27 protein-coding genes are annotated in these 25157 nt (G+C 67.5%); 11 read left to right on the top strand and 16 right to left on the bottom strand.

The window, feature by feature from the left end:
* Positions 1 to 44: 44 nt before the first annotated feature.
* The 3 genes from WD430_RS07045 to WD430_RS07035 form a co-directional block, all read right to left on the bottom strand.
* On the bottom strand, positions 45 to 746 hold the full coding sequence (locus tag WD430_RS07045) for a glycerophosphodiester phosphodiesterase (protein ID WP_339105307.1): 702 nt from the start codon (positions 744 to 746) through the stop codon (positions 45 to 47).
* Between the two features lie 161 nt (positions 747 to 907).
* Positions 908 to 1588 carry an NTP transferase domain-containing protein gene (locus tag WD430_RS07040; RefSeq protein WP_339105306.1) on the bottom strand — a complete coding sequence of 227 codons (681 nt, stop codon included), beginning with the start codon at positions 1586 to 1588 and terminating at the stop codon, positions 908 to 910.
* The gene (locus tag WD430_RS07035; protein ID WP_339105305.1) at positions 1576 to 2562 is read right to left on the bottom strand and encodes a hypothetical protein; all 987 of its coding nucleotides are present in this window, start codon (positions 2560 to 2562) and stop codon (positions 1576 to 1578) included. The genes WD430_RS07040 and WD430_RS07035 overlap by 13 nt, the downstream gene beginning before the upstream one ends.
* 617 nt (positions 2563 to 3179) lie before the next feature.
* Between WD430_RS07035 and WD430_RS07030 the strand changes: the two genes are divergently transcribed.
* Positions 3180 to 3599 (top strand): HIT family protein, encoded by a 420-nt coding sequence (locus WD430_RS07030; protein WP_339105304.1) that lies wholly within the window; start codon positions 3180 to 3182, stop codon positions 3597 to 3599.
* Between the two features lie 90 nt (positions 3600 to 3689).
* Positions 3690 to 3923, top strand: a complete 234-nt coding sequence (locus WD430_RS07025; protein WP_339105303.1) for a hypothetical protein — start codon at positions 3690 to 3692, stop codon at positions 3921 to 3923.
* 464 nt (positions 3924 to 4387) lie between these two features.
* Here WD430_RS07025 and WD430_RS07020 read toward each other — a convergent pair whose 3' ends face one another.
* From WD430_RS07020 to WD430_RS06995, 6 genes are all read right to left on the bottom strand, one after another.
* Complete coding sequence (locus tag WD430_RS07020) at positions 4388 to 5449, bottom strand: prepilin peptidase (RefSeq protein ID WP_339105302.1); 1062 nt, start codon at positions 5447 to 5449, stop codon at positions 4388 to 4390.
* A gap of 237 nt (positions 5450 to 5686) precedes the next feature.
* Positions 5687 to 6076, bottom strand: coding sequence for a ferredoxin Fer (gene fer, locus WD430_RS07015; RefSeq protein ID WP_008893134.1), 390 nt, complete (start codon positions 6074 to 6076; stop codon positions 5687 to 5689).
* 320 nt (positions 6077 to 6396) lie between these two features.
* Complete coding sequence (locus tag WD430_RS07010) at positions 6397 to 7581, bottom strand: inorganic phosphate transporter (RefSeq protein ID WP_339105301.1); 1185 nt, start codon at positions 7579 to 7581, stop codon at positions 6397 to 6399.
* A 214-nt stretch (positions 7582 to 7795) separates the two neighbouring features.
* On the bottom strand, positions 7796 to 8221 hold the full coding sequence (locus tag WD430_RS07005) for a universal stress protein (RefSeq protein ID WP_339105300.1): 426 nt from the start codon (positions 8219 to 8221) through the stop codon (positions 7796 to 7798).
* Positions 8222 to 8269: 48 nt separating this feature from the next.
* Positions 8270 to 9448: an inorganic phosphate transporter gene (locus WD430_RS07000; RefSeq protein WP_339105299.1), complete on the bottom strand. Its 1179-nt coding sequence runs from the start codon at positions 9446 to 9448 to the stop codon at positions 8270 to 8272.
* A gap of 122 nt (positions 9449 to 9570) precedes the next feature.
* Positions 9571 to 9954 carry a hypothetical protein gene (locus WD430_RS06995; protein ID WP_339105298.1) on the bottom strand — a complete coding sequence of 128 codons (384 nt, stop codon included), beginning with the start codon at positions 9952 to 9954 and terminating at the stop codon, positions 9571 to 9573.
* Positions 9955 to 10305: 351 nt separating this feature from the next.
* On the opposite strand from WD430_RS06995, the gene hisA reads away from it, so the two are divergent.
* The gene (hisA, locus tag WD430_RS06990) at positions 10306 to 11040 is read left to right on the top strand and encodes a 1-(5-phosphoribosyl)-5-[(5-phosphoribosylamino)methylideneamino]imidazole-4-carboxamide isomerase (RefSeq protein ID WP_339105297.1); all 735 of its coding nucleotides are present in this window, start codon (positions 10306 to 10308) and stop codon (positions 11038 to 11040) included.
* 389 nt (positions 11041 to 11429) lie between these two features.
* Here the strand turns inward: hisA and WD430_RS06985 are convergent, their stop codons facing one another.
* Both WD430_RS06985 and WD430_RS06980 read right to left on the bottom strand, forming a co-directional pair.
* On the bottom strand, positions 11430 to 12959 hold the full coding sequence (locus WD430_RS06985) for a TrkH family potassium uptake protein (RefSeq protein ID WP_339105296.1): 1530 nt from the start codon (positions 12957 to 12959) through the stop codon (positions 11430 to 11432).
* A gap of 100 nt (positions 12960 to 13059) precedes the next feature.
* Complete coding sequence (locus WD430_RS06980; protein WP_339105295.1) at positions 13060 to 13329, bottom strand: hypothetical protein; 270 nt, start codon at positions 13327 to 13329, stop codon at positions 13060 to 13062.
* A 314-nt stretch (positions 13330 to 13643) separates the two neighbouring features.
* Between WD430_RS06980 and hisB the strand changes: the two genes are divergently transcribed.
* A complete protein-coding gene (gene hisB, locus WD430_RS06975; RefSeq protein WP_339105294.1) occupies positions 13644 to 14234 on the top strand; it encodes an imidazoleglycerol-phosphate dehydratase HisB in 591 nt (196 codons plus the stop codon).
* On the opposite strand, the gene WD430_RS06970 is transcribed toward hisB, so the two are convergent.
* Positions 14231 to 15166: a hypothetical protein gene (locus WD430_RS06970; RefSeq protein ID WP_339105293.1), complete on the bottom strand. Its 936-nt coding sequence runs from the start codon at positions 15164 to 15166 to the stop codon at positions 14231 to 14233. The two genes, hisB and WD430_RS06970, sit on opposite strands and share 4 nt — an antisense overlap.
* Positions 15167 to 15291: 125 nt before the next feature.
* Between WD430_RS06970 and WD430_RS06965 the strand changes: the two genes are divergently transcribed.
* Positions 15292 to 15795, top strand: a complete 504-nt coding sequence (locus WD430_RS06965) for an amino acid-binding protein (RefSeq protein ID WP_339105292.1) — start codon at positions 15292 to 15294, stop codon at positions 15793 to 15795.
* Here WD430_RS06965 and WD430_RS06960 read toward each other — a convergent pair whose 3' ends face one another.
* Positions 15796 to 16221 (bottom strand): hypothetical protein, encoded by a 426-nt coding sequence (locus WD430_RS06960; protein ID WP_339105291.1) that lies wholly within the window; start codon positions 16219 to 16221, stop codon positions 15796 to 15798. It lies immediately after the preceding gene.
* Positions 16222 to 16353: 132 nt separating this feature from the next.
* On the opposite strand from WD430_RS06960, the gene WD430_RS06955 reads away from it, so the two are divergent.
* Complete coding sequence (locus tag WD430_RS06955; RefSeq protein ID WP_339105290.1) at positions 16354 to 17004, top strand: YigZ family protein; 651 nt, start codon at positions 16354 to 16356, stop codon at positions 17002 to 17004.
* A gap of 16 nt (positions 17005 to 17020) precedes the next feature.
* Here WD430_RS06955 and WD430_RS06950 read toward each other — a convergent pair whose 3' ends face one another.
* Positions 17021 to 17878 carry a hypothetical protein gene (locus WD430_RS06950; RefSeq protein ID WP_339105289.1) on the bottom strand — a complete coding sequence of 286 codons (858 nt, stop codon included), beginning with the start codon at positions 17876 to 17878 and terminating at the stop codon, positions 17021 to 17023.
* Between the two features lie 174 nt (positions 17879 to 18052).
* Between WD430_RS06950 and WD430_RS06945 the strand changes: the two genes are divergently transcribed.
* Entirely contained in the window at positions 18053 to 20191 is a 2139-nt protein-coding gene (locus WD430_RS06945; protein WP_339105288.1) for a S9 family peptidase, read from the top strand.
* A gap of 172 nt (positions 20192 to 20363) precedes the next feature.
* Positions 20364 to 20567, top strand: coding sequence for a DUF2892 domain-containing protein (locus WD430_RS06940; RefSeq protein WP_339105287.1), 204 nt, complete (start codon positions 20364 to 20366; stop codon positions 20565 to 20567).
* 86 nt (positions 20568 to 20653) lie between these two features.
* Here WD430_RS06940 and WD430_RS06935 read toward each other — a convergent pair whose 3' ends face one another.
* Both WD430_RS06935 and upp read right to left on the bottom strand, forming a co-directional pair.
* On the bottom strand, positions 20654 to 21028 hold the full coding sequence (locus tag WD430_RS06935) for a cupin domain-containing protein (protein WP_339105286.1): 375 nt from the start codon (positions 21026 to 21028) through the stop codon (positions 20654 to 20656).
* Between the two features lie 65 nt (positions 21029 to 21093).
* Positions 21094 to 21771, bottom strand: coding sequence for a uracil phosphoribosyltransferase (upp, locus tag WD430_RS06930; protein WP_339105285.1), 678 nt, complete (start codon positions 21769 to 21771; stop codon positions 21094 to 21096).
* 270 nt (positions 21772 to 22041) lie between these two features.
* On the opposite strand from upp, the gene WD430_RS06925 reads away from it, so the two are divergent.
* The 3 genes from WD430_RS06925 to WD430_RS06915 all read left to right on the top strand — a co-directional run bounded on the left by WD430_RS06925 (position 22042) and on the right by WD430_RS06915 (position 25092).
* Positions 22042 to 22983, top strand: coding sequence for a hypothetical protein (locus tag WD430_RS06925; RefSeq protein ID WP_339105284.1), 942 nt, complete (start codon positions 22042 to 22044; stop codon positions 22981 to 22983).
* Between the two features lie 70 nt (positions 22984 to 23053).
* Positions 23054 to 23794, top strand: coding sequence for a DUF5828 family protein (locus WD430_RS06920; RefSeq protein WP_339105283.1), 741 nt, complete (start codon positions 23054 to 23056; stop codon positions 23792 to 23794).
* A gap of 104 nt (positions 23795 to 23898) precedes the next feature.
* Positions 23899 to 25092, top strand: coding sequence for an inorganic phosphate transporter (locus tag WD430_RS06915; RefSeq protein ID WP_339105282.1), 1194 nt, complete (start codon positions 23899 to 23901; stop codon positions 25090 to 25092).
* The last annotated feature ends 65 nt before the right edge of the window (positions 25093 to 25157 follow it).

Genomic DNA, 25157 nt, shown 5'->3' with positions numbered 1-25157 from the left:
CGGTCTCGCATCGCTACCGGAGACGCCGAACGGTCGTCGCCCCGCTACGACCGCTGTGATTCGGCGCTCGCTCGGAGCGAAGCGGGCGCGACGTCCCACCGATCCGCGGTGACGCCGTCGACGCCGGCCTCGTGCAGCGCGCGGACGTCGTCGGCCGTCCGCGCGGCCTTCCACGCGATGACGTCGAACCCGCGATCGCGGGCGGCGGACACGACGTCGGTTTCGACGCAGAGATCGTAGTGCGGGAAGACGTGCGTACAGTCGAGGTCGACCGCTCGAGAGAGGTTCTCGTCGGGTTCGTCGCCGAAGAGCAGCCCGTTCGGGACGTCTAGATACGCGTCCCCGATCTCAGCAAGCGCCTCGGGGAGAAACGACGAGACGCGGACGTCGGCGCCGGCCGCCATCGCCAACTGCAACGCGTCCGAGGCGATCCCTCGCTCCTTGAGCTCGAGTTGCAGGGTCACGTCGTCCGGGACGGCCCGCAGGACCGTCTCGAGGCGCGGAATCGATTCGTCCGACTCGAGGACGGTCAGGTCGCGGAGGTCGGTCCACGGCGTCTCCGCGACCCGGCCGGACGCGTCGGTGACGCGCTCGAGGGTCTCGTCGTGAAACGCGACCAGTTCACCCGTAGCACAGCGCCGGACGTCGACTTCCACCGCGGGCAGGCGACGGGCGGCTTCGCGGATAGCTACGAGGGTATTCTCCGGAAACTGAGCGGCACAGCCACGATGGCCGATTATCTCCATCTATCCGGGTCCCAGTAGCCACCGACAATCAACATTTTGGTTCCGCGCTACTAGTTCGGACAATCGTCCAGAATGTATCGAACGCTGACCGGCGTAGCTGTCGGTCGGCGGGGGACCGCCTCGCGGGAGCGCGATCTCAAACGGCTTCTCCCGGTCACTGATCACGCACACCGGATCCGGTCGGAGGCGAGCCACGCTCGCAGTCGGTCGAGATCGACCGGTCGGTTGAGCTCCACGTGACGTTCGGCCGGGATCAACAGCGGCCGCGTCGGCGTCCGCGGATAGACGCACGGGTACCAGTCCTGAAGCCGTTCGCGCAGGATTCGCATCGCGGCCGTCCGATACTCGCGGCTCACGACGCCGAGTCCGGCGTGCTGATGGCCCTCGATGAGACCGTAGGCCGAGACGCGTCCCGTTTCGTCCCACCGGATCGCCGTCTCCGCGCTCTGGAGCCCCGGAATGCACCCGACGAGGTTGAGGCGACCGCCGAAGGCGTCGAACTGGCCGGACAGCCGCCCGACCTCCCGCTCGTCGGCGAGCACGTCGCCGTTTATCACCAGCAGATCGTCGTCGATCCGCTCGAGCGCGAGGAGCAGCGACGCGGCGTTCTCGTACCGGTCCCATCCCTCGAGGACGATCGGATCGACGGGATCGTACCGCTCGAGAACGGTCTCGTGGCGATATCCCAGGACGACGCTCGTCCCGTCGACGTACGGCTCGAGCAGGGCGCGCTGTCGATCGTACAGCGTCCGCCCGTCGAACTCGAGGAAGGCCTTCGGAACGTCGTCGGTGTAGGGTCGCATTCGCCGGCCCCGGCCCGCGGCGAGGATCACGCCCCGCATCGCAGCACCTCGCTGGCGGCGCGTTCGCCGGCCCGGCCGTCCATCGGAATTCCGAGCGCCGCGAGCCACGACTCGCGTCGGCGCGCGATAGGTGTGGGCTCGCCGTTCCGATAGAGGTCGTCGACGAGCTCGAGATCGAGCGCGTCCGTCGTGACGCCGATCTCCGGAACCGTGCGGTCCGGTGCGTCGACGTCCGTCAGCTGGACGAGCGGCCGTCCGGTGTGGAGCCACTCGGCGATCGAGCCGGAGTAGTCCGAGACGAGGACGTCCGACCGGAGCATGCTCTCGGTGGGCGTCGCCGCCGTGTCGAAGACGACGTTCGGTAGCTCGGCGATTCGGGCCCTGCACTCGCGAGTGACGGCCAGCCCCGGACCCTCGCGCCTGTCGGTCGGATGGGGGCGAAAGAGCAGTTCGTACTCGGTGTCGGCGAAGCACTCGACGACCGAGCGGGCGGTGTTCGCGTACGCGCCGCGGCCGACCAGGTAGTTGGTCGGGGCGTACAGCACCCGGCGCTCGCGGGGCGGCGGCGCGCCGACCAGCGCGTCGGCCTCCGGGAGGCCGACGACGGCCACGGTCACGTCGGGCGGCGCGGCGGCCCGGTAGGCCCGCGCCCACCGCTCGCCGGGAGCCAGCGCGGCGGCGACGCGCTCGAGCATCGTCTCCGCCGTGACGGCGATCTCCCCGCGACCGATCGACGCGCCGTGGCGCACGTGGACGAGCGGGTACTCCTCGTAGAAGCTGAACCGCTCGATTCCGAACCGGTGATTGTAGACGACGACGGACGGATCGATCGCTCGCACGTTCTCGTCGACCGCGCCGGGATCGCGGACCTCGATTTCCTCGATGCGGTCGCTACAGCCGCGCGCGTCCGCTCGGACCGCCACGAACGCCGACTCGACGGCTACGTGGCGGTCGATCGCTTCGAACGTCTTTCGCATGAACGGTCGTTCGATAGCGTACAGTATCTCTACCATCTCACAGTCACCCGAAAACCGGGTCGTCGGACGTTTCGTCTCGGTCCGCGAGCCGATACGACGTCTCCCCGGGGTACCGGTCGGTCGATACCCCGAGTAGGTCAGTGAGAGTAATAATACTTGCACTCAAACGGGGGTGAAAAGCACGAACGTCAATCGCACGTGAATATTTCGACCGATCGTACAGTCGATCGGATCTAACGACCCATTCCGATTTCGGGGCGCCCTCGCGGTGTCTCGCGGTCGAGCGCGGCGCCGTCGCTCGCCGTTCGCGTCGAGTAGCGGCGAAAAACCGCTGGCGGTGGTGTGTCAGGGTGCGTGACGCGGTGGTTCGATACCAGCGGTCGGTGACAGCGTCGGTCCGATACGGGCGTGCGTGATGACACGAGGTTCCTATCGGCGCGATACGACAGCCCCCGCTGGGCGCTCGTATCGATGCGGAGAGACGTATTGAACGGGACCGATCGTCCATCACGATTTCCGACACGTAAGCGCAGTTAGCCGAATTTCACGCCAATTTACACCGTTCTCGAGCAGCGACAGTCGCCGGTCGATAGCAGTTTCGCCAGCGAGGCCGGCGAGTAAGCTTCTTACAGCCGGCCGACACACACTCGCGTATGAGTACGATCTTCAGCCAGATCGTCGAGGGGGAGATCCCCGCTCGAGTCGTGTACGAAGACGAGACGACGATCGCCTTCCTCGACGCCAATCCGCTGGCGCCGGGGCACACGCTGGTCATCCCGAAAGACGAGTACGAGCGGCTGAACGACGTCCCCGACGACGTCGCCGAGGACCTCTACGCGACGGTCCACCGGCTGGTGCCCGCCGTCGAGGAGAGCGTCGACGCCGACGCCTCGACGGTCGCGTTCAACAACGGCGAGGCGGCCGGACAAGAGGTGCCCCACGTCCACTGTCACATCGTCCCGCGGTTCGAGGGCGACGGCGGCGGGCCGATCCACGCCATGTTCGGCGGTCAGGAGGATCTCGACGACGACCGACTCGACGAGATCGCCGACGGAATCGAGTCTCGAGCCTGATTTCGCGGTCCGTTCCCGCGGGTGGGCGATACACGAGCCCGGCGGAAAGCGTGCCGTGACGCTTTTGATAGTCGCCCGTCACTCTCGCGTATGCTCGCCGATATCGCCGCTAGCTTCCGGGCCCGTCCCGTCGCCACGATCCTCGAGATGGGGAGCGTGGTCGTCTGTCTGTTCCTGTTTCTGGGGACGCTCGCGCTGTTCGCCACCGGTCTTCCGACGGGTCGGGGCGATCCGTGGCTCGTCCTCATCGGCGTCGGCGCGGTCTTCGTCGTCTTCTGGACGGCCCTGGTGCCGTTGTACGAGCGATTCGTGTACGAGCAGTGAGTCGCAGTCAGTGTCACTGATCCGTTCTCGGTGGATCGCACTTCCCTTCCACTCCGGACTGCGGAATTGATGTGCGGTGGCGCGCGCTGTATCGTGGTGAGCGAACGGCGAACCACGACACGAAGTTGCGCGAGGGATGAGCGAACGACGTGAGCGAATCGGTTGGGGAGGGTGTGGCGGTCCCTAGCCGCCACGAGTAGCGGGACGGTTCGTTTCGCACTCGGTTTCCTCGAGTTCACCGTCTCAGTTCTCTCTCGACCGATCGGTTACCCGAAAGCACTACTTGAGCAGCGCAGTGAGCACACTACTCGCGCTGACAACAGCGAATCATCGTCCCTCGCTTCGCTCGGTCACGATCGACGGCGCGCCACCGCACGGCAATTGCTCAGAACGGATCTATCGAGAGCCCGTCCACGTCAGTCGTTGACTGGCGAAACGAACGCCGAAGGTCGCGTTCGAGACGCTCAGAGCAGCGGTCCGATGAACAGGTTGCCGTAGCCCAGCGCGACCAGCAGCCCGAGGAACGTCGGCACGAGAAACGGCGTCCCCGGCGAGATCCAGACCGTCTCCGTCGTCGCGAGCACCTCGAGGCCCTCCCGCAGTTCGGCGGGGCGGGTTCCGTAGGCCGAGCCGTCGATATCCTCGAGGAAGGCCGCGGCGCCCCACGGGTCGTCGAACGCCGGCGGTTCGTCCTCGCCGTCGCTCGCTCGAGCGTCCGCGTCGGTCTCGACGTCGTCGCCTGCGGAATCAGCTCCGTTATCAGCCGATTCCGCCTCGAACGCGGTCCCGCCGTCGCCGCGAACGGCGGCGGTAACGGCGCCGTCGGTCGGTGGATTGGGCTCGTCGGGCAGGGTCGCCGGATCGCGGTAGCGGTCGGGATCGTCGCGGACGTCGACCAGCGTCAGGCCGCGCCAGCGGAGGTACATCCGTAAGGCGTCGAGGTCGAGGCCGCCGCGGGAGGGACCGTCCGGCGTCTCGAGGAGCCGGCCGTGGGTCTCGGGAACCGCGTCCCACGAGACGGGCCAGCCGATGAACATGACGCCGGTGAACCGGCCGGCGACGGCGTTGCGGACGGCGAGGAAGATCGGGGCGGCGAGGCCGATGAAGACGGTGTTGACCAGGACGGTGAACGCGAACGCCGCGACGGGCATGGTCGTCAGGGGAAACGTCCACGAGCCGACCGCGTACTCCGGATAGACCGGGAAGAGCAGGGCCAACACGAGCAACGCCTTCGCGTCCGCGCCGCCGATCCCGCCGACCCACCAGAACAGGTAGGCGATGGGGACGACGAACCCCAGGCTCACCGCCGTCGGCAGGAGGAAGTCGTAGGTCCAGGCGTAGCCGCCCGCCGTCCAGGCGAGCCAGCCGTCCCAGACGAGCAGGACGGCGCCGAGCAGGGAGAGGGGAATCCAGACGGCGCTCGAGACGCGCCTGGTCTTAATGTCGCGGACGGCGACCCAGGCGAAGACGGGGACGGCAACGAGCCGCAGGAGATCGGGAATCGTCGCGACGTCGGCGAGAGTCACAGGTGCCCCTCTCGAAGCGGGGGAGTGTTATCCTTTCGGCCGGTCACCGGCGTCGCGACTCGAGATCGATCCCCGTGGAGACTCCGATGCTGCGGACGCCGGACGGACGGGGTGACAGACGCTCTCGACCGTCGATGACTCTCGGAGGGCGGAGCGGTCGCGCACACTAAAAATTCGTCTGCAGGTGGTGACAACCTGCGTCTCTGCAAGCCGGCCCGTTCGGGCCCAGCGGCTAGCTTAGATGACGCGGTTCTGCAGGTAGTCGAGGTGCTTGGCGTTGTAAACGATCTTGACCTCGTCGGTCTCGGCGGAACCGATGCAGGTCAGTCGGACGTTCTTCTCCTCGACTTCCTCGTCCGAGAGGATCTGCTGCATGTCCATGTCGATCTCGCCCTCGAAGACGATGGCCGCGCAGTTCGCACAGGCGCCTGCACGGCAGGAGAAGGGCCAGTCGTAGCCCTGGGCCTCGGCGGCCTCGAGGATATACTCGCCCTCGGCGACATCGAGGGTACCGTAGTCCTCGTCGTCGAGACCGGCGTCGGCGGCCTGCTCGAAGAGGTCGTCGTCGTCCATATCCCAGCCCTGGTCGTCCAGTACTTCGTAGTTGAGGTATTCTACCGTGGGCATCACTCAACGATTCACGTCCCGCACTGGTATAGCTTGCTGTTCAGTCCTAAATTGTCTTTGACTCGGAATTTGGAAGTTCGAACGCAAGAATGTCACTATCCGTCAACTGGGGGTCCACAAAACAGGAGAGAAAAAGAAATGTTTCAACGAACTTGCCGAGTTCCCGTATCACTTGCCGCTTTCCCCGGCTGCTACCATACTGACCGCGCTCGAGGGGTGACGGCGGCGACGCCGCCGGCCGACGGCTCGTCGCCGACTCGAGGGATGCCGTCGAACTGACGTCATCGAGATGCCCTCGAGACCGGCCGTTGCCGGCTCGGCTAGAAGCCGAATATCGGAACGAACCGGAACGTGAGGAACGCGCTGACCGTCGAGATCATCGGGACGACGTTCTGCATGAGGATCACGCGGGCGGTCGTCGAGGGGTCGAAGAGGTCAGACGCCTTCGGGATGTCTTGGGGTTCCTCTTCGCCGATCTTCGGCGAGCGTTCCCCTTCCTCTTCGGCGGTCAGTGCGCCGACGGAGACGCGGGTCTCCTCGCCGCGGGCGGCGTCCGAGAGCGTGGTCGTTCGGGTGGCCCGCCCCCAGCCGAGGCCGATGATGCTCATCGTCGCGATGACGACGAAACTGGCCGGAATCCCGATCCAGGAGAGGGTGATGACGATCCCCGAACTGATGACCGCGACGACGATCGCGGCCGTCAGCGGGAGGTTCGTGATGTCGTTGCCCAGCGTGTCCAACGTCCGGCGGGCGATGGTGAAACACCCGACGGTGACGGCCACCGACCCGATCAGAATCAGCGTCACCATGTCGACGGCGCCGGTCCCGTAGATCGGGGCGATCGCGTTGGCGATGTTGCTCGTCCCCGAGGAAAAGCCCATCAGACAACCGATCCCGACGACGACGAACGCACCGGTGACCTCCCGTCGGTCGCCGTCGGCCCCGAACTGGAGCCGCGGCACGGCACCGGACCGGTCGACCGAGATCATCGGCTCGCCGTCCGTGCTCCCCTCGATGGCGACCCAGGCGTTGATCCGCGGGTAGAAGTACCGGCCGACGACGCCGGCGACCCAGAAGCCGATGATCGGGGCGACGATCCACCAGACGACGATCTCGCCCAGCACCGACCAGTCGAGTTCGCCGGTCGCCAGGCCGAGCGCGGCGATGGCGCCGACGGCGGTCATCGACGTCGACGCCGGGACGCCGGCGTAGTTGCCGACGAACAGCGCGCCCCCGATGAAGAAGAGGACGGCGACGTTAGACCGCATCGTAAAGATCGCGGTGTCGGTAACGAGGTCGTTCCCCAGCGTGTCGACGACCTGCGGTCCGATCGTGATGGCGCCGATGAAGAAGAACACCGACATCAGGCCGGCGGCCATCAACTTCGTGATGACGTTGGCACCGACGGCGGGCCCGAACGCTGGGCCGGTCGTCGAGCCGCCGATGTTGTAGCCGACGAAGACCGCGGTGAGAATTCCGACGATAAGCAGCGGTTCCGCGTTCACGTCCTGTAATCACGCGATCCGATACTAAAAACGCGCCCATTCGTCTCCGTGGTTGCAGGCGACAGCGGTCCGCGCGGATCCGCCGGCCCCGCGAGGACGTGGTCCGAGATCCAATCGCGGAAGCCGTCGACGGCGGAGCTCCGGAGACTGACAGTCGCCGTCGATCGGTGACCGGTACGCATTCACTGACGTACTGTCGGACCGACCGCGGCGCTCACCGGACGACCGTCACCGGGACCGGCGACTGACGGACCACCTTCTCCGCGACGTTACCGACGAACAGCCGGTCCGCGATGGTACCGCCGTGACTGCCGACGACGATCGTATCGTACTCGTCGGCCCGTTCGAGGATCGCCCGAACCGGATGTCCCAGCTCCACCGTCGTCTCGAGGGTCGCATCACCGTCTGCCGCGTCGACGAGTTCGCGCGCACGGTCGAACACTGCTTCCGCGTGGTCGTCGGCCATCTCCTCGAGGTCGTCGGCCAGCGCTAGTCCCGTCGCTTCGCCCCACAGAGCCGACGGTTCTCCGACGACGGTCAGCACCGTGATTTCGGCGTCGGGATGGGCCTCGAGGACGTACTCGAGGGCGTGTTCGCTCATCTCGGATCCGTCCATCGGAACGAGGACGCGCGTGATCATACGTGCCCTCCCACGCCGACGGAAATAAGCGCAGGTGGTGCCGTCGAGTCAGAGTCCGAAGAGCGGGACGAACCGGAACGTGGCGTACGCGCCGAGCGTCGCGATCATCGGGACGACGTTCTGCATGAGAACCACGCGGGCCGTCGTCGCCGGATCGAAGAGGTCGGCCGCACTGGGGACCCGTTCGGGTTCCTCGTCGCCGATCGGTGGCAGTTCTTCGCCCTCCCGATCGGTGGTCAGTGCGTCGACCGAGACCGGGGCTGACTCCTCGCCCCGGACAGCGTCGGCGACCGTCACTGGGCGCGTCGCCCGCCCCCAGCCGAGACCGATGATACACATCGTCGCGATGATGACGAAACTCGCGGGAATGCCGATGGCGGAGAGGAAGATAACGAGCGAGGCGCTCACCGTCGCGGTCACGATCGCCGCCGTCAGCGGCAGTTCCGTGAGCTCGTTCCCCATCGTCTCGAGGGTGCGCCGCGCGATGGTGACCGTCCCGATCCCGACCGCCACACAGCCGATGAGGATGGCGGGATTCATCTCGAGTTCGCCGCTGCCGACGAGCGGAGCGATCGCGTTCGCGATGTTCGAGGTGCCGGAGGAAAAGGCCATCAGACAGCCGATGACGATCACCATCGCTACGCCTCCCAGCTCGCGTCGGTTCGTGGTGTCGGTCGGGACCGGAATCGGAACGCGGCGGGACCGATCGATCCGGACGAGGGGGCCTTCGCTGCGCGCCATCGCGAGCCGTCGATTGAGCGACGAGTAGAAGTAGCGGCCGATGATCAGCGAGACCCAGAAGCCGATAAACGGGGAGACGATCCACCAGATGGCGATCTGCCCCATCACGACCCAGTTGAGTTCCCCGGCGGCGAGTGCGAGTCCCGCGATCGAGCCGACGGCGGTCATCGACGTCGAAGCGGGGACGCCGAAGAAGTTACCGATGAACAGCGCGACGCCGATGAAAAAGAGGACGCCGACGCTCGCCTCGAGCGTGAAGACGGCGGAATCGTACACGAGATCACCGCCGAGAGTCTCGACGACGCGACGGCCGATCGTCCACGCGCCGACGAAGAAAAACACCGTCATCAGTACGCCGGCCATCGTCTTCGAGATGGCGTCGGCACCGACGGCCGGACCGAACGCCGGCCCCGTCGTCGCACCACCGATGTTGTAGCCAACGAAGACGGCCACGAGAACTCCCACGACCAGCAGCACGGACACCATACTGATATACGGCTTTCACGTCGATTCGGATATTCGTTGTGCCGTCGTGTACGCTGAGAGAATCGACGAGCCGTCGGGTGCGGGTGGTGCCCACGTCGGTGACCCGATGAGACTGCGAGGGGTTACCGCGTCGTGTCTCCGGTCTCGTCCCCGCCGTCCGCCGCTTCGTCGGCGACCGTCTCCTCGAGGAGGTCTTCGATCTCGTCTTCGCGCGGACGACGGTCGAGGCGCTCGTCGACGGTTTCGATCTGTTGCTGAACCGCATCGACCTGTTCGCCGATCGACTGTTCGACGGCCTCTTCGACCGTCTCTTCGACTTCCCGCGTCATCCACTCCGGATCGAAACGGGCCATCTTCCAGATGACGTGTAATGCGTACGATACGAGGACGCCGAGCCCGAGCGCTAACCCGACCCGCGTTCCCTCGACGACGATCAGCACGACCGAGAGGAAGATCAGTACTCCGTAAGCGAGATCGACGAGCGCGTCGATGCGGCGTGGATTCATCGTTCGGTCGGCCTCTCCAGCGTAGTCACGGGTCGATTTCGGACTCGATCCACACGGACGCTCATAACGTAGTGTCATTTCAGGGTAGCGTGTGAAATTACTTTGGGGAAACTGCATCACACGCCCCGGAAGACGGCGATACCGGCGACGGTCCCGCGAGGACGAACGCGAACGGGTCCGCACCGATTCCCGCTGCCGCGACCGCCGCGACCGAGTCACCGCTCGAGTCGTCCCGCCGCCCGAGTCGTCCCGCCGCCCGAGTCGCCCCGCCTCGAGTCCCACCGGACCCGTCGTCGATACCGCGGCCCCGAAGTCGGTGGCTTTAGGCCCGCGCCCGGCCTGCGCCATCGTATGAGCGCGTTTCCGGAGTTTCAGGTGATTCCCGCCGTCGACGTTCAGGACGGCGAGGTCGTCCAGCTCGTCCAGGGCGAGCGCGGCACCGAGAAGACCTACGGCGACCCCGTCGACGCCGCCCGACGGTGGCTCGACGAGGGCGCCGAGGCGTTGCACCTCGTCGATCTGGACGGGGCCTTCGAGGGCCAGCGGGCGAACGGCGACGCCATCGACGACGTCCTCGAGACCGTCGACGTCCCGACCCAACTGGGCGGGGGCATTCGAACCGTCGCGGACGCTGTCGACCTGCTCGAGCGCGGCGTCGACCGGGTCATTCTCGGGACGGCGGCCGTCGAGAACCCCGAGATCGTCGCCGAGATCAGCGCCGACCATCCCGACAGCGTGGTCGTCAGCCTCGACGCGAAGGACGGCGAGGTCGTCGTCGAGGGCTGGACCGAGGGCGCCGGGGTCTCGCCGGTCGAGGCGGCCGAGCGCTACGAGAAACTGGGCGCCGCGGCGATCCTGTTCACGAACGTCGACGTCGAGGGACAGCTCGAGGGGGTCGCCACCGAGCCGGTTCGGGAGCTCGTCGAGGCGACCGATATTCCTGTAATCGCCAGCGGCGGCGTGGCCACGCTCGAGGACGTGCGGGACCTGAAAGCGGCCGGCGCGGCCGCGGTCGTGGTCGGGAGCGCGCTGTACGAGGGGCAGTTCACGCTCGCGGAGGCCCGAGCCGCGGTCGACGAATCGTAACGCGCGATTTCCTGCCGCTCGTTCGCTCGCCACCGCAAACGAATTGCCCGAGACGGGAGACCGGACCGTCGCTGTCGACCGCCGCGGCGAGGGGCTCGGCTCCCACACTCGAGGTCTCCGCGGCCGGGAGTACGGCTCGAGCACCGCGAGAGCCGTGCGACCCGGGGAAGGGCAGGCTGCCACCCTGCCACCGACCGCGAGCGAGGCCGCAGGCCGAGCGAGCGGGCCGACGACCGATGTGGAGAGCGCGGCGCTACGCGCCGCGTATGGCGAACGGCGAAGCCGTGAGCCAGACTCGCTGTGCGAGCCGGAACGGAGGGAGGAGTGCTTTTCATCAACGTTTTGCCGAGTGCGGTCGCGAAGCGACCGCACGCAGAGCAAAAGGTTGGTCACGATCGCCAGAACGCCGGCGTCAGCAACACGAGCACGGGGACGATCTCGATGCGGCCGATCCACATCATACCGATCATGACGACCCGCGTGGTGGTGGGGAAGCCGGCGTAGTTGTCCATGGGACCGGCCATCCCGAACGCGGGACCGATGTTGAGGAAGATCGAGGCCGACGCGCTCAAGGCCTCGAACTCGGAGACGGCCGTCCCGGCGCGGACCGCGTCGACGACGACGAAGACGGTCAGCAGGGCGAAGATGCCGATCGCCAGCATGAGGTAGGCGAAGATGTCGCCGATCGTCTCCTCGTCGACGACGTCGTCGCTCAGCCGGATCGGGCGGATCGCCTGCGGGTGGATCGCGGTGAACAGGGAGCGCCGAAACGCCTTGAGCGCGACGAGCCAGCGCAGCGTCTTGATCGAGCAGGTCGTCGAGCCGGCCATCCCGCCGAGGAACATACAGAAGAACAGGAGCTGGGTCGCGCCGGCCGACCAGTAGTTGAAGTCCGTCGACGCGTACCCGGTCGTCGTCAGCATCGAGACCACGTTGAACAGTCCGTGTCGGACCGTCGCCTCGAGGCCCGCGTCGATTTCCGGATCGAGCCAGAGGATCGCCGCGACGAGCGCGCCGATCCCCGCCAGCAGGCCGATGTAGAACCGGAACTCCTCGGACTCGAGGGGGCGCCGCCACGCCCCCTGCGTGAGGGCGTACAGGAGGACGAAGTTGGTCGCGCCGAGGATCATGAAGGGGATGACGGCCCACTGAACGATCGGTTCGAACGCGCCGACGCTCCCGCCCTCCGGCGAGAAGCCGGCGGTGGCGACGCTGGTTAACGCGTGGGAGACGGCGTTGAAGAGGTCCATGTTCGGGGCCAGACCGAGCAGGTGGAGCCCGTAGAAGGTCCCCGCGGCCAGCGCCGTGAGACCGACGTACAGCCCCCAAATGAGGCGGGCGGTCTCGCCGATTCGGGGGCGGAGCTTCGTGACGTTTTTCGTCTGCGTTTCGGTCTCCATGAGCTGTGCGCCCCCGACGAGCAGGTTCGAGAGCAGCCCGATGGCGACGATCAGGATTCCCAGGCCACCGAGCCACTGGAGGATCTGGCGCCAGAGGAGGATCGCCCGGGACTGGTTGTTGAAGTCCCAGCCGCTCATCACCGTCGCGCCGGTCGTCGTGAGCCCGCTCATCCCTTCGAAGGCGGCGTTGACGACGCCGTCGACCGAGAAGGCGAACGCGGAGGCCGGCGGCGCGCCGACGCCGACGAGCACGAACGGAATCGTGCCGACGAGGGCGACGATCAGCCACGTCAGCGAGACCATGAGAAACGCCTCGCGCTGCCCTAACGTCGGATCGCCGCGCAGGGTCTCGAGGGCGATCCCGATCGCGACCGTCGCGACGATCGCGACGACGAACGGGACCGGGTCGTGTCTGTCCAGGAGCGCCAGCACGAGCGGCGCGGCCAGCGGCACGGACAGCCACTTCAGGACGGTCCCGGTGAGGCTACAACTCGAGCGCCAGTCGACGCGGATCCGCATTGGATGGATACTCCTGGGCGGTGGAGACCATTAACAGATTTGGACGATACGGGACCGATACCGGGAACGGCGCGACGTCAGGGCGGGCGGTGCCGGTGCGCTACTGCTTGTAGCCGTGGCCGGCGTAGAGTGCGAGGACGTTGACGAGGAGGAGCACGAGAAACGTGGAGGTGATCTGTGGATCGCCCAGTCCCTGCGCGAGCAGCGGGAGATGGACGAACGGGAGGGCGATTGCGATCCAAAACGACAGGAACTGCGTCGGACCTTTGAGCGAGTGGACGAGCCTGTAGACGCGTCGCTCGCGTTGTCGGTCCGATTCAGGGCCGGACGGACCGATCGATTCGTTCGATAGCGGGGAGGGGTTGGACATCGATTCGGGTCACCTCTTCGTATACACGACATTCTCTCCACCTGTGATATAACGGGCTGAATATTGCCGTCGTTTCGCTTCATTTCATCGCTGATAACGAGTCACTACGATACTTCGAAACTCTCTTAGATATGTTTAGAATTTTCATACGTCATTCTAAGACGATAACTCCGTTTCTACCGGATTCTCGGATCTGGACCGCTCGGGAGTGAAACGTGGCCGACAGTAGCGGTCTATAGACGCCGTCGGAAGCGGCCCCTCGACGGGACCGACCGAGCGCAATTCCCTTGTACCGGCGGTCCGTTCGGGACGGCATGAGCGAGCGAACGGCGACCCGCACGCGGGAGACGGCCGAGACGTCGATCGAACTCACGCTCGCGATCGACGGGGACGGCGAGGCCGACGTCGACACCGGAATCGGTTTCTTCGATCACATGCTGACGTCGTTCGCCAAACACGGCCTGTTCGACCTGACCGTCGACTGCGACGGCGACCTCGAGGTCGACGATCACCACACCGTCGAGGACGTCGCGATCGTCCTCGGTGAGGCCTTCGACGAGGCGCTGGGCGACCGCTCGGGGATCGTCCGCTACGCCGACCGGAAGGTGCCCCTGGACGAGGCCGTCGCCGGCGCCGTCGTCGACGTCAGCGGACGGCCCCGGTTCTACTTCGACGGCACGTTCTCGCAGGCCGCGATCGGCGGCTTCACGAGCGATATGGCGCGTCACTTCGGCGAGTCGCTGGCGATGAACGGCGGTCTGACCGTCCACCTCGAGGTGGTCTCCGGCGAGAACGCCCACCACGAGGTCGAGGCGCTGTTCAAGGCGCTCGCGCGGACGCTCGACGACGCGACGCGGCTCGACGAGCACCGCGAGGGAACCCCGAGTACGAAGGGAACGCTCTAGCGCTCGGGTCGCCGCAGTTCGCCGCGCTTCTCGACGAACTCGCCCCGTTCGATCGCGTGGTCGATGATCGCGTCGACCTCGCGGGACTCGAGGTCGTAGGCGCCGCTGGCCAGGCTTTCGACGGCGCTGCGTTGCATGGGGAACTCGCGGTTCCGCAGCAGTCGCAACACCTTGCCGTACGCGGCCGGCGGCCGATTCGCGGCGTCTCGACCGGCCGACCCGCTGGTCTCTTCGCCGCTCGAGCGCTCGTCGTCCGAGTCAGTCGGTTCGTCGGGCTCCTCTCGCGGTTCCGATTCCGATTCTGATTCCGCCTCTGGCTCCGCCTCCGCGGACGCGGTCCGTTCGACGGTGATTCCGTCCTCGAGGATCGAACCGGACGCCGCTTCCGCGTCGCCGGCGCCGGCCTCGGCGGCGCTGTCGTCGGTTTCGGCGCTGTCGCCGGTTTCGGCGCTGTCGCCGGTTTCGGCGCTGTCGCCGTCGGCGTCCTTCTTCGCGACTTCGTCGCTCCGTTCCGAGGCGCTGCGCGCCTCGCTTTCCTCGGCGGTGCCGTCCGAGACCGTCGCGTCGGGATCGGGACTCGAGTCCGCCGACCGCTCTCGGGTCGCCTGGTCGGCCGACGCCACGACGGTTTCGGCCTCGCTCTCGCTGGCGTCCGGACGGTCACTGTCGCCGTCGTCTCTCGAGTCGGTCTCGTCGGCGCGCCGGTCGGTCCCGCCCGCGCCCTCCGTGGCCGCTGCCGACGGCTCGTCGTCGGCGGCGGCGCTCACACGGGCGAGTAGCGGTTCGATGAGCGTCTGCAGGCGGTCCTTGCAGTCGGGACAGAGGACGACGCGTCGCTGTTCGCCCTCGCTCGGCTCGAGTTCGGGCGGGACGATCTCGAAGGCCCCGGCGGCGTCGCCGCCGCAGAAGTCACAGCGTCGGAGTTCGCGCATGCTGTGCCGTTCCGCCCGGACTCTCAAAAATCGCCCGTCAGACGCGACGTCCGCTGGGTGGCACCGATCGGCCGCCGGAGCGATCACCGGGCCTTATACCTCGGCCCGCGTATACCCGCCAACGAATGTTCGACGAGATCATGGAGAAGTTCGAGGGCTCGCCCAGCCAGCAGGCGGTGATTCGCTTACTGCTAGAGCGGGGGTTCTCGGTCAACGACGACGGTCGCGTCGTCTCCGGCGGGATCGAGATTCCGAACACGGGTATCGCTCGCGAGATCGGCGTCGACCGGCGCGTCGTCGATTCGACGACGGACGTCATCCTCGACGATCCCGAGTTACGACGGATCTTCCAGAACATCTCGCAGGTGCCGAGCCTGATGGACCTGGCGCCGGTGCTCGACCTGACGGTGCTGTCGATCGCGGTCCACGACGCCGAACAGGAGGGGATCGTCGCCGACGTCACGGGGACGCTCGCCGAGCACGGTATCTCGATCCGCCAGACGATCAGCGAGGACCCCGAGTTCACCGACGAGCCGAAGCTCTACCTGATCACCGACCAGGACCTGCCGGGCGAGACGATCACCGAGATCCGCGACCTCGAGTTCGTCCGGAAGATCGAACTCCAGTGATCAGTCGTCGCGATCGGTCGACACCGTGTCGGCGTGCTCGTCTAAGACCGACTTGGTCGCCGTCGTCAGTTCCTTGAACCGGTCCATGGACATACTGTCGGTCGTCACCCAGACGCCGTGGGGGCCCCGGATCACCCGCGAGAGGTAGCCGTTCTCGAACATTCGAACCGTCGCCTGATACTCGCCGAGCTGCGTGTTTCGGTAGGCCGACTGGGAGCGAAAGCCGAGCCGTTCGTGATCGGCGAAGCCGACGAGGTCGGCCGTCTGTTCGAGGTCCGAGCGGAGGTAGATCTGCTCGACCTCGTCCTCGGTGAAGTAGGTGATGCTCCGCAGTTCGTCGCCGACGGCGGTTCGGCTGACGCTGAGCAGTTCCTCCGCGAGCGTCCGGTCGATGGTTTCGGTCTCGAGCTCGGTTTCGTCGCTCATACCCGCATCCACCACAGCGGGGGACAAGAGCGTATTGAACATCGGGAATATGACAATTCGGACGGCCGAACGGACCGACGCGCTCTTTTCGCTACCGGGCGTACCGCCGAGTATCGTGCGAGGGAAGTCGCCGTGAGTCGATCGTACCGGACCGTCGCACAGGCGGCCACCGCCGACTTCGTCGTGCAGGGCTCGGAGTTCATCGGCCGCGTTCGTCCGGTCGACTCCGTCGACGCCGCCGAGGCGTTCGTCGACGCCGTGAGCGAGGAGTACGCCGACGCCACCCACAACGTTCCCGCCTACCGGGTGCGGGTCGGCGACGAGAGCGGCGAGAACGGCGGGGGCGGTGAGGACGCCCCGGGAGCGGGCCGATTCCTCCGGGAGTACTCGAGCGACGACGGCGAGCCCTCCGGCTCGGCGGGGAAGCCGGCGCTGAACGTCCTCACCCAGCAGGAGATCGAGAACTGCGCGGTCGTCGTTACGCGCTACTACGGCGGGACGAACCTCGGCGTCGGCGGCCTCGTCCGGGCCTACTCCCGCGCGGTGAAGGAGGCCGTCGAGGCGGCCGGTGTCGTCGAGGAACGGCCCCACGAACAGGTCTCAATCACCGTCGAGTACGACGACTCCGGGACGGTCCGCGGCATTCTCGAGAGCGAGGGCTACGAGTTCGAGGCCGACTATCAGGAGGACGTCTCCTTCGACGTGCGAGTCCCCCTCGAGGAGGCCGACGCGTTCCGGGACCGACTGCGGAGCGCGACGAGCGGGCGGGCGGACCTCGAGTGACACGGGGTAGCCGGAGCTATCGTCCGCCGGCCGTCTCGAGGTGTCGGTCGAGCGCCTCGAGGAGCGCGTCGGCGTCCTCGAGTTCCTCGCGGTCGAACCGCACGTCGCGCAGCCCGCGATCGAGGACGAGTTCGTCTTCGCGCAGGCGAACGTGACCGATCTCGCGCCACGGTACGAACTCCTTCGTGTACGGGCGTCGTTTGACGAGTCCGCGCTCGTAGAGCTGAACCTCGCAGCGCTCTCGTCCCGGGCCGAACGACCAGCGCCCCTCCGCGAGTCCGGACGCGATCCAGCCGACGGCCATCAACAGCCAGACGAGGGCTTCCAGGGAGTTGCCGACGGCGACGTTGCCGACCGCGAGCAGCGCCCACAGTCCGGCAATGACTCCGTCGAGAACCGCGGAACTGGCGGGTTCCCAGCGCCATCGCTCGTCGGGTTCACCGGCGGTGATCGCGTCGACGTACCGATTTCCGGCCAGTTGCGAGAGGACGTAGCCCGAACTGAAGACGGCCAGCGCCGACCAGAGGACGACGAACCCGACGGTCGACTCGAGCAGGACGAACCACCCGAATAGCACCGGAAACGCCGGCGCGACGAGCGCCACGCGGCGGACGAGCGAACGGCCGAGGCGCGAGGGGAGGCGGGGATCGACGCTCGCCAGCGCCAGTCCGCCGACGAAACCGCCGGCGAATCCGACCGCGTAGACGACGGGGAGATCGCCCGGGACGAGCGCGGTCAGGACGGCCGCGATCGAGACGACGCCGGCGACGAGGGCACCCGCGTAGACGGCGACGGCGAGCCGGAAGCGCCCGTCGGACGGCTCGTCGTCGCCGTCGCCGAGCGAGACGCGCTCGGTCGAGTTTCGCGTTGCCATACTCGAGAGACGACGGCGAACTGACAAAATCCTACCGGACCCGACGGCGCTGACGGTCGGTCGACCCGCGGATCGGCGACGGACGACGTCGATCGGTGCTCGAGGAGCACGACCGCGGATGCGTCCGCCTGCCGCCTCGCCGAGATATATGGGCCGGCGGGTCCGACCTCGAGTATGAACAGGATCGCGGCGAGCGATTATCACGATCTCGTCCACGCCGAGGAGCCGCGGCTCTCGCCGGACGACGAGCGCGTGGCGTTCGTCCGGCGGACGCCCGCAGGCGACGCGTCGTACACGGCGTCGGTCTACACCGTTCCCGTCGGCGGCGACGAAGCCACGCAGTTCACCGCCGGCGACGGCGTCGACTCCCAGCCCCGCTGGAGCCCCGGCGGCGATCGACTGGCGTTTGCCAGCACCCGCGGCGCGGGCGACCGCGAGCAGCTCTGGCTCGTCCCGACCGACGGCGGCGAAGCGCGCCGGCTCACGTCGGTCGTCGGCGGGGTCGACGACCTCGAGTGGAGTCCGGACGGCTCCAGACTCTGCTTCTCCCAGCGCGTCACGTCCGAGGACCGCGAGGCCGACCGGGACCGCGCGGTCGATCCAGATTACGAGCGAGCGGCCCCCGATCCCCGGGTGATCGACCGGATGATCTACCGAGCGGGAACCGAGTATTTCGACGGCCGGCGGCGCCACGTCTACGTCCTCGACGTGGCCGAAGCGCTCTCGAGGGATCCCGAAGACGAGTTGGACGGCGACGCGATCACCAGACTCACCGGAGACGGGCCGGCCGACGCGCGCGTCGACTACGTCTCACCCACGTGGGGAGACGGCGAGACGGTCTACTACGCCGCCAAGGCCGCCGCGGCCGGCGAGGAACCCGACGACACGCTGACCTACGACCTGTACGAGCACGAGACGGAATCTGACGAGGTCGAGACGTTCGCGCAAACCACGGGCTGGCTCGAGTCCGGATCGATCGACGCCACTGCGGACGGCCGCGTCGCCGTCGAGTTCACGCCCGAGGACCGAACCTCGATGCGCCAGACCGAGATTCGGGTACACGACCGCGACACCGGCGAGGTGCGAACGCCGACGGAACCGCTCGATCGGACCGTCGGCCACCGCTGTGCGTTCGAGTGGGCGCCGGACGGCGAGACGCTGTACTTCACGACGCCAGACGAGGGGTCTCGAGTCTGCTGGTCGGTGCCCGGCGACGCGAGCGAAGAACCGACGCGAGTCTACGGCGACGGCGTCACGATCGAAGACTTCTCCGTCGGCGCGAACGCCGTCGCCTACGTCTACAGCGAGTGGGACCATCCCGGCGACGTCTTCGTGACGACGCGGGGCGGTAACGAGGTCCACCGACTGACGCGGGTCAACGACGACTACCTCGGCGATCGGCCGGTGCGCCGGCCCGAGGAAGTGTGGTTCGAGGTCGACGACGGTAGGGAGGAAGCCGACGACGGGAGCGACGGCGAGTCGATCCAGGGCTGGCTCCTGACGCCACCGGAGTTCGACGCCGACGCCTCGCCGGGCGAGCGCTACCCCCTCGTCCTCGAGATCCACGGCGGTCCCCACGCCCACTGGACGACCGCGGGGACGATGTGGCACGAGTTCCAGACGCTCGCGGCGCGGGGGTACGTCGTCTTCTGGTGCAACCCGCGCGGATCGACGGGGTACGGCGAGGACCGCGCGACGGCCATCGAGGCCGACTGGGGCGAGGTCACGCTGACCGACGTGCTCGCCGGCGTCGAGACGGTCTGCGAGCGCGAATTCGTCGACGAGGACGAGGTGTTCGTCACCGGCGGCAGCTTCGGCGGGTTCATGACCGCGTGGGCGGTCGCCCGGAGCGACCGCTTCGAGGCGGCCGTCGCCCAGCGGGGCGTCTACGATCTCACCGGGTTCTACGGCTCGAGCGACGCGTTCAAACTCGTCGAGGACGATTTCGGGGCGACCCCCTGGACGGACCCCGAGTTCCTCTGGAACCAGTCGCCCGCGGCCGGCGTCGCCGACGTCGACGCGCCGACGCTCGTGATGCACGCCGACCGCGACTATCGGACGCCCGCCAACACGGCCGAACTGTTCGTCCGCGGGCTGCAGAAACACGGCGTCGATACGCGACTGGTCCGGTATCCCCGCGAGGGCCACGAACTCTCCCGCTCGGGCGAACCCGCCCACGTCGTCGACCGACTCGAGCGCATCGCCCGCTGGTTCGACGGCTACTCCGCCCACCGCGACGCCCCGCCGGCGCTCGAGCGCGAGCGCGGTGCGGGGCTCTCGAGCGGGGGCGAGGACGACCGGGACGAAGCGTGAGCCCTGCGGCGTCGCGGCGCGAGCCTCGAGCGACCGGAGCACCGTTTCGTCTGGATCGGCGACCGTCGAGCCGCCCGGAAACGGGCGCTCGAGTCGGTTCGACCGGAAATGAAGGGGTTCGTCGCGGCGTGCAGGGATCACTACTACGGTCGTCTCGATCGTTCGGTCAGGTATGGACAAGAACGTCGGCGGATCGGACCGCCTTCTGCGGGTCGTTCTCGGTGCGATCCTGTTGTTGATCGGCTACCGGAACCGGGACCGAACGGCCGGCACGCTCGCGTTCGTCGCCGGCAGCGACGTCGTCGCGACGGCGGTCATCCAGCGGTGTCCGGTCAACGCCGTCTTCGGGATCGATACCTGTTCGGCCGACGGGTAAGTGATCCCCTCCAGCCGACGGGTAAGTAATCCCCTCCGGCCGTCGGTGGGAGATGCGACTCGAGTGCGTGAACCGCGGCCGAAACGCTACTCGTCGGCCTCGTAGGGCGCGACGTCGTCGACCGACGGCGCACCGACCGCGACGACCGACACCCGTTCGTCGGCGTCCTCGGGGTTGTACGCTCGGTGCGGCGACTCGGGCTGGGCCGCGAACATCGACCCTTCGGGGACCACGTGGTCGCCCTCGGGCGTTTCGACGTGGAGGGTTCCCGAGAGGACGAGGAAGGCCTCCTCCTGTGTATCGTGGACGTGATAGGCCAGCGGCAGCTGTTCGCCCGGCTCCGCGTCGAAGCGATTGATCGCGACGTTGTCCATCCCCGCGGCGTCGCTCAAGCGGCGCAGATCGCAGGGACGGCCTTCGACGCGCTCGAGGTCGTCCGGATCGATAACGGCATAGTCCATACGAACCGATTACGGCTCGCTCACAAAAAGTCGACGGCGGCCAGCGGCGAGTCGGCGACGGACGGTTACGTGGTGCGGAACGCTCGGTCGCCCGCGTCGCCCAGTCCGGGCACGATGAAGCCGTCGTCGTCGAGGCGGTCGTCGATCGAGACCGTCAGCAGGTCGGCCTCGGGGAACGCCTCGTCGACGCGGAGCAGCCCCTCGGGGGCCGAGACCGCCGAGAGGACGATCAGGTTCTCCGGCTCCGGCGAGTTCTCGATGACGTGGTCGAGGACGGTACACATCGTGCTCCCGGTCGCGAGCATCGGATCGGCGATGATCACCGTGTCCTCCTCGGTGATCTCGGGCAGTTTCACGTAGTCGACGGTGATCGGGAACGAGCCGTCCTCGTCGCGGCCGGCCTCCTCGTCGCGGCTCGCGCTGATGACGCCCTGACGCGCGCGCGGGAAGGCCTTCAACAGCCCCTCGACGAACGGCGTCGCCGCGCGCAAGACGTTGATGATCACAACGTCGTCGAGCCCGCGGACGCGCTCGCCCATGGTCTGCTCGAGGGGCGTCTCGATCTCGACGTACTCCGTCTCCATCCGGCCGTCGATGATCTCGTAGCCACAGATCCGGCCGAGCTTCACCAGGCCCTTCCGGAAGCTGACCTGCTCGGTCTCGACGTCGCGAATCCGCGAGAGCGTGTCCTTCGCCAGTGCGTGCGTGACGAGATAGGCGTTTTCCCGGTCTTCGATCGTCATACCCGTACAGCCTGTCGCCGGATAGTTCACGTTGTCGATCAGCCGTGGGCGGGGCGAGCGTTCCCGCAGTTCCGGCCGCTGGCCCGCGAATCGCCACCCGACGGTGGCGTTCAATCCGCTATTACTCGCTCGCGTCCGAGCGGTTTCGGTCGTTATCGACCGCTGGGACCGCGAAAGCCCACCGTTCGTCGCCGCAAGCGGCCGAAACGGTAGCGTCGGTTTAATCGACCGATCGGCGTAGCCGCTGGCAGCACTCGAGGTGCACTATTCGTGACTCACCACTCGGATCAGCGCCAGCACGACCGAAGCGGCGAACAGTACGGCCAGCAGCCCGGCGAAACGGGGACGGGAACGCGAACGGGGACCGGCATGGACCACCAGCCGCAGTTCGGCGGCTCGTCCCACCGGACCGACTCGAGGGATCAAGAGGCGGACGCGAATCGGTCGACGAACAGCCGACAGCGGAGTACTCGACAGCGTCCCAGTCAGGGGGATGATCGATCGATGGCCGAGCGAGGGTCCGGGTCGATGCGCGGCCGCCACCCAGGCGGCCAGCAACCGAGCGGTCAGCAGGGCGACCAGCGGACGAGCGGTCGGCAAGGCGGCCAGCGGACGAGTGGCTCCCAACCCGAGATGCAGGGGACACTGCAGTCGACACGGGGGATGCAGTCGTCACGGGGACTGCAGGGCGGTTCGGCGGAAACGCAGGCCGCCTTCTTCGAGGACCACATGACCGACGAACTGTGGATCGCCCTCGAGGACTTCGGCGAACTCTCGCACGTCGCCGCCTGGTGCGCCACGCGGTGTGCGAGCGGGGGACCGGAGCTCGGACGCTGCGCCCGGATCTGCCAGGACATCGCCGAGATCGCCGCGCTCAACGAGTTGCTGATCGCTCGCGACTCGATGTTCGGACCGGAGGTCGCGGACATGTTCCTGCGGGTCGCGGACGAGGGGCTGCCGACGCTCCGACGGTTCCAGCAGCGCCACCCGCACGTCCTCGAGACGGTGGCGACGATCGAGCGAACGATGAACGCCTGCGAGAGTCTCCTCCGGCAGGTCGACGGGGGTTCTCAGGGACCTCAGGGGTCCGGGACCGGTACCGGAGAGTCCCGGGCTCGAGGAATGCAGGGGATGCGCGAACAGGGGCAGTACGGGCAGGGAATGAGCGGCCAGCCGCGGAGCGGCTCCGAGATGACCGGCCAGCGATACTGATCGCGACCGCGGCCAGTATTGCGCAGTAACGAAGTTTATAGCGATCCATCTCCTATGCCGGGGCAACCGAATGGAAGAGAGCATCTCGGGCTTCAAGGTTCGCGGTGACTGGGGCGACGTCGTCGAGCACGGCGAGCGCATCACCCGCGCGCTCCGGGACGCCGGCGTCCACGATCCCGCCGATTCCGACGGGGTCGAGGAGGCCGACAGTGCCCGCTTCGCCGACGCCTTCGAGGAGTGGGAGGAGTGGCGTCCCAAGGCCCACGAGACCCTCGAGACCGACGTCAGCGAGAAGACGTCCGACCAGGCCAGCGTCGAGGAGGGCAAGGGCGAGAAGGCCGGCAAGGATCCCGATGAGGACATCAAGACCGCCGGTGAGAAGCTCTCGGAGTCGTACGAGCGACTCGAGGACGACGACGCCGAGGGCGCGGTCGGCAACTGGCGGGAGTCGATCGATTACGTCGCGCGCGCGGCCGACTCGGCGAGCCGCAAGGCGCTCCGTCGCGTCGAGGACACGGTCTACCAGAACGTGATGACCCAGCTGGCGCCGTACTACTTCGACAACGAGCTGATCAGCGCCAACATCCAGCAGTCGACGCGCAACGGCGGGAACGGCGAGCAGTTCGTCTTCGAGGTCAACGTCAACGACGACGTCCTCAAGGACGACGTCTCCGACCTGCTGGCCGAGTACGAGGACGAGGTCGACCGCTGGCACGTCGGCGTCGAGAAGGACACCGACGCGGCCGAGGCGATCGAAGGGGCCGAGCCGCCGCCGGAGCCGGACGACGACTCGCGGTCGACGACGAACTGAGCGCTGATCCGACGACACGACGGCGCCCTGACGGCACCGCCAGCGCTCGCGCGGGAGTCGGAGGTCGGCACACACTTGTAGGGCTAGCTGGTAAGCCGGAATAGATGGTCGAGCTCGTGACGATCGCGACGTTTCTGGTTGCCGCACTGGCCAGCCTCTTCATGGCCTGGGCGATCGGCGCCGGCTCGAGCGGATCGACGCCGTTCGCCCCGGCGGTCGGCGCGAACGCGATCTCAGTGATGCGAGCGGGCTTTCTCGTCGGCCTCCTCGGGTTCGCCGGCGCGGTGTTACAGGGAGCGAACGTCTCCGAGGCGGTCGGCGCCGAGCTGATCCGCGGCGTGACGCTGTCGCCGATGGCGGCGACGATCGGGCTGTCGATCGCGGCCGGACTGGTCGCGATCGGCGTCTTCGCGGGCTATCCCATCGCGACCGCCTTCACGGTGACGGGGGCGGTCATCGGCGTCGGCCTCGCGATGGGCGGCGATCCCGCGTGGGCGAAGTACACAGAGATCGCGACGCTGTGGATTCTCGTGCCGTTCGTCGGCGGCGGCATCGCGTACACGATCGCGCGCGTGCTCCGTGCGGAACTGATCGCCGAGCGGTATCTGATCACCGTCCTGGCCGCGTTCGTCGGCGTCCTCGTCGCCAACATCGAGTTCGCGATCCTCGGCTCGGCGGGCGCCGGCGGGGCGTCGATCGCGCAGGCCTCGAGCGGATGGATTCCCGGTCCCGAAATCGCCGGCGTCGTCGCGATGACGGCCGCAATCGCGACCCTCTGGGCGGTGGTGGTCGGCCTCGATCTGCGAAGCGATCTCGAGAGCGGCGAGCGACACTTCCTGCTCGTCCTCGGCGGGCTGGTCGCGTTCTCCGCGGGCGGCAGTCAGGTCGGACTGGCGGTCGGGCCGTTGATCCCGCTGTCGGGCACCCTCGAGATCCCCCTGATCGCGCTGCTCGTCGGCGGCGGGTTCGGGCTCCTGCTCGGCTCGTGGACCGGCGCACCGCGGATGATCAAGGCGATCTCGCAGGACTACTCCTCGCTGGGCCCGCGGCGCTCGATCGCCGCGCTCATCCCCTCGTTCATGATCGCACAGAGCGCGGTGCTCTTCGGGATCCCCGTCTCGTTCAACGAGATCATTGTCAGCGCGATCATCGGGAGCGGCTACGCCGCCGCGGGCGCCGGCGGCGGCGTCAGCGCCCGGAAGATGGGGTACACCGTCCTCGCGTGGATCGGCTCGCTGGCCGGGTCGATCATCATCTCCTACGTCGCCTTCACCGCGGTCGCCGCCGTTCTCGGCTGATACGGTTTATTGTCACTGGGTACCGGTGCACCCGCGACCGCCTGCGGGTGCACCGGCACTGACTG

This window comes from Haloterrigena sp. KLK7 (assembly GCF_037914945.1).
Lineage (GTDB): Archaea > Halobacteriota > Halobacteria > Halobacteriales > Natrialbaceae > Haloterrigena > Haloterrigena salinisoli.
This window is presented reverse-complemented; position numbering and strand designations above follow the sequence as displayed.

What these genes read in the sequence shown, in the direction of transcription:
- WD430_RS06945 (WP_339105288.1), top strand. Translation starts at nt 18,053, where the DNA reads ATGAACAGGATCGCGGCGAGCGATTATCACGATCTCGTCCACGCCGAG.
- WD430_RS07025 (WP_339105303.1), top strand. Translation starts at nt 3,690, where the DNA reads ATGCTCGCCGATATCGCCGCTAGCTTCCGGGCCCGTCCCGTCGCCACG.
- upp (WP_339105285.1), bottom strand. Translation starts at nt 21,771, where the DNA reads ATGACGATCGAAGACCGGGAAAACGCCTATCTCGTCACGCACGCACTG.
- hisA (WP_339105297.1), top strand. Translation starts at nt 10,306, where the DNA reads ATGAGCGCGTTTCCGGAGTTTCAGGTGATTCCCGCCGTCGACGTTCAG.
- WD430_RS06950 (WP_339105289.1), bottom strand. Translation starts at nt 17,878, where the DNA reads ATGGCAACGCGAAACTCGACCGAGCGCGTCTCGCTCGGCGACGGCGAC.
- WD430_RS06995 (WP_339105298.1), bottom strand. Translation starts at nt 9,954, where the DNA reads ATGAATCCACGCCGCATCGACGCGCTCGTCGATCTCGCTTACGGAGTA.
- hisB (WP_339105294.1), top strand. Translation starts at nt 13,644, where the DNA reads ATGAGCGAGCGAACGGCGACCCGCACGCGGGAGACGGCCGAGACGTCG.
- WD430_RS06940 (WP_339105287.1), top strand. Translation starts at nt 20,364, where the DNA reads ATGGACAAGAACGTCGGCGGATCGGACCGCCTTCTGCGGGTCGTTCTC.
- fer (WP_008893134.1), bottom strand. Translation starts at nt 6,076, where the DNA reads ATGCCCACGGTAGAATACCTCAACTACGAAGTACTGGACGACCAGGGC.
- WD430_RS06935 (WP_339105286.1), bottom strand. Translation starts at nt 21,028, where the DNA reads ATGGACTATGCCGTTATCGATCCGGACGACCTCGAGCGCGTCGAAGGC.
- WD430_RS07000 (WP_339105299.1), bottom strand. Translation starts at nt 9,448, where the DNA reads ATGGTGTCCGTGCTGCTGGTCGTGGGAGTTCTCGTGGCCGTCTTCGTT.
- WD430_RS06915 (WP_339105282.1), top strand. Translation starts at nt 23,899, where the DNA reads ATGGTCGAGCTCGTGACGATCGCGACGTTTCTGGTTGCCGCACTGGCC.
- WD430_RS07005 (WP_339105300.1), bottom strand. Translation starts at nt 8,221, where the DNA reads ATGATCACGCGCGTCCTCGTTCCGATGGACGGATCCGAGATGAGCGAA.
- WD430_RS06960 (WP_339105291.1), bottom strand. Translation starts at nt 16,221, where the DNA reads ATGAGCGACGAAACCGAGCTCGAGACCGAAACCATCGACCGGACGCTC.
- WD430_RS07035 (WP_339105305.1), bottom strand. Translation starts at nt 2,562, where the DNA reads ATGGTAGAGATACTGTACGCTATCGAACGACCGTTCATGCGAAAGACG.
- WD430_RS06970 (WP_339105293.1), bottom strand. Translation starts at nt 15,166, where the DNA reads ATGCGCGAACTCCGACGCTGTGACTTCTGCGGCGGCGACGCCGCCGGG.
- WD430_RS07040 (WP_339105306.1), bottom strand. Translation starts at nt 1,588, where the DNA reads ATGCGGGGCGTGATCCTCGCCGCGGGCCGGGGCCGGCGAATGCGACCC.
- WD430_RS07030 (WP_339105304.1), top strand. Translation starts at nt 3,180, where the DNA reads ATGAGTACGATCTTCAGCCAGATCGTCGAGGGGGAGATCCCCGCTCGA.
- WD430_RS06985 (WP_339105296.1), bottom strand. Translation starts at nt 12,959, where the DNA reads ATGCGGATCCGCGTCGACTGGCGCTCGAGTTGTAGCCTCACCGGGACC.
- WD430_RS06920 (WP_339105283.1), top strand. Translation starts at nt 23,054, where the DNA reads ATGGAAGAGAGCATCTCGGGCTTCAAGGTTCGCGGTGACTGGGGCGAC.
- WD430_RS06965 (WP_339105292.1), top strand. Translation starts at nt 15,292, where the DNA reads ATGTTCGACGAGATCATGGAGAAGTTCGAGGGCTCGCCCAGCCAGCAG.
- WD430_RS07045 (WP_339105307.1), bottom strand. Translation starts at nt 746, where the DNA reads ATGGAGATAATCGGCCATCGTGGCTGTGCCGCTCAGTTTCCGGAGAAT.
- WD430_RS06980 (WP_339105295.1), bottom strand. Translation starts at nt 13,329, where the DNA reads ATGTCCAACCCCTCCCCGCTATCGAACGAATCGATCGGTCCGTCCGGC.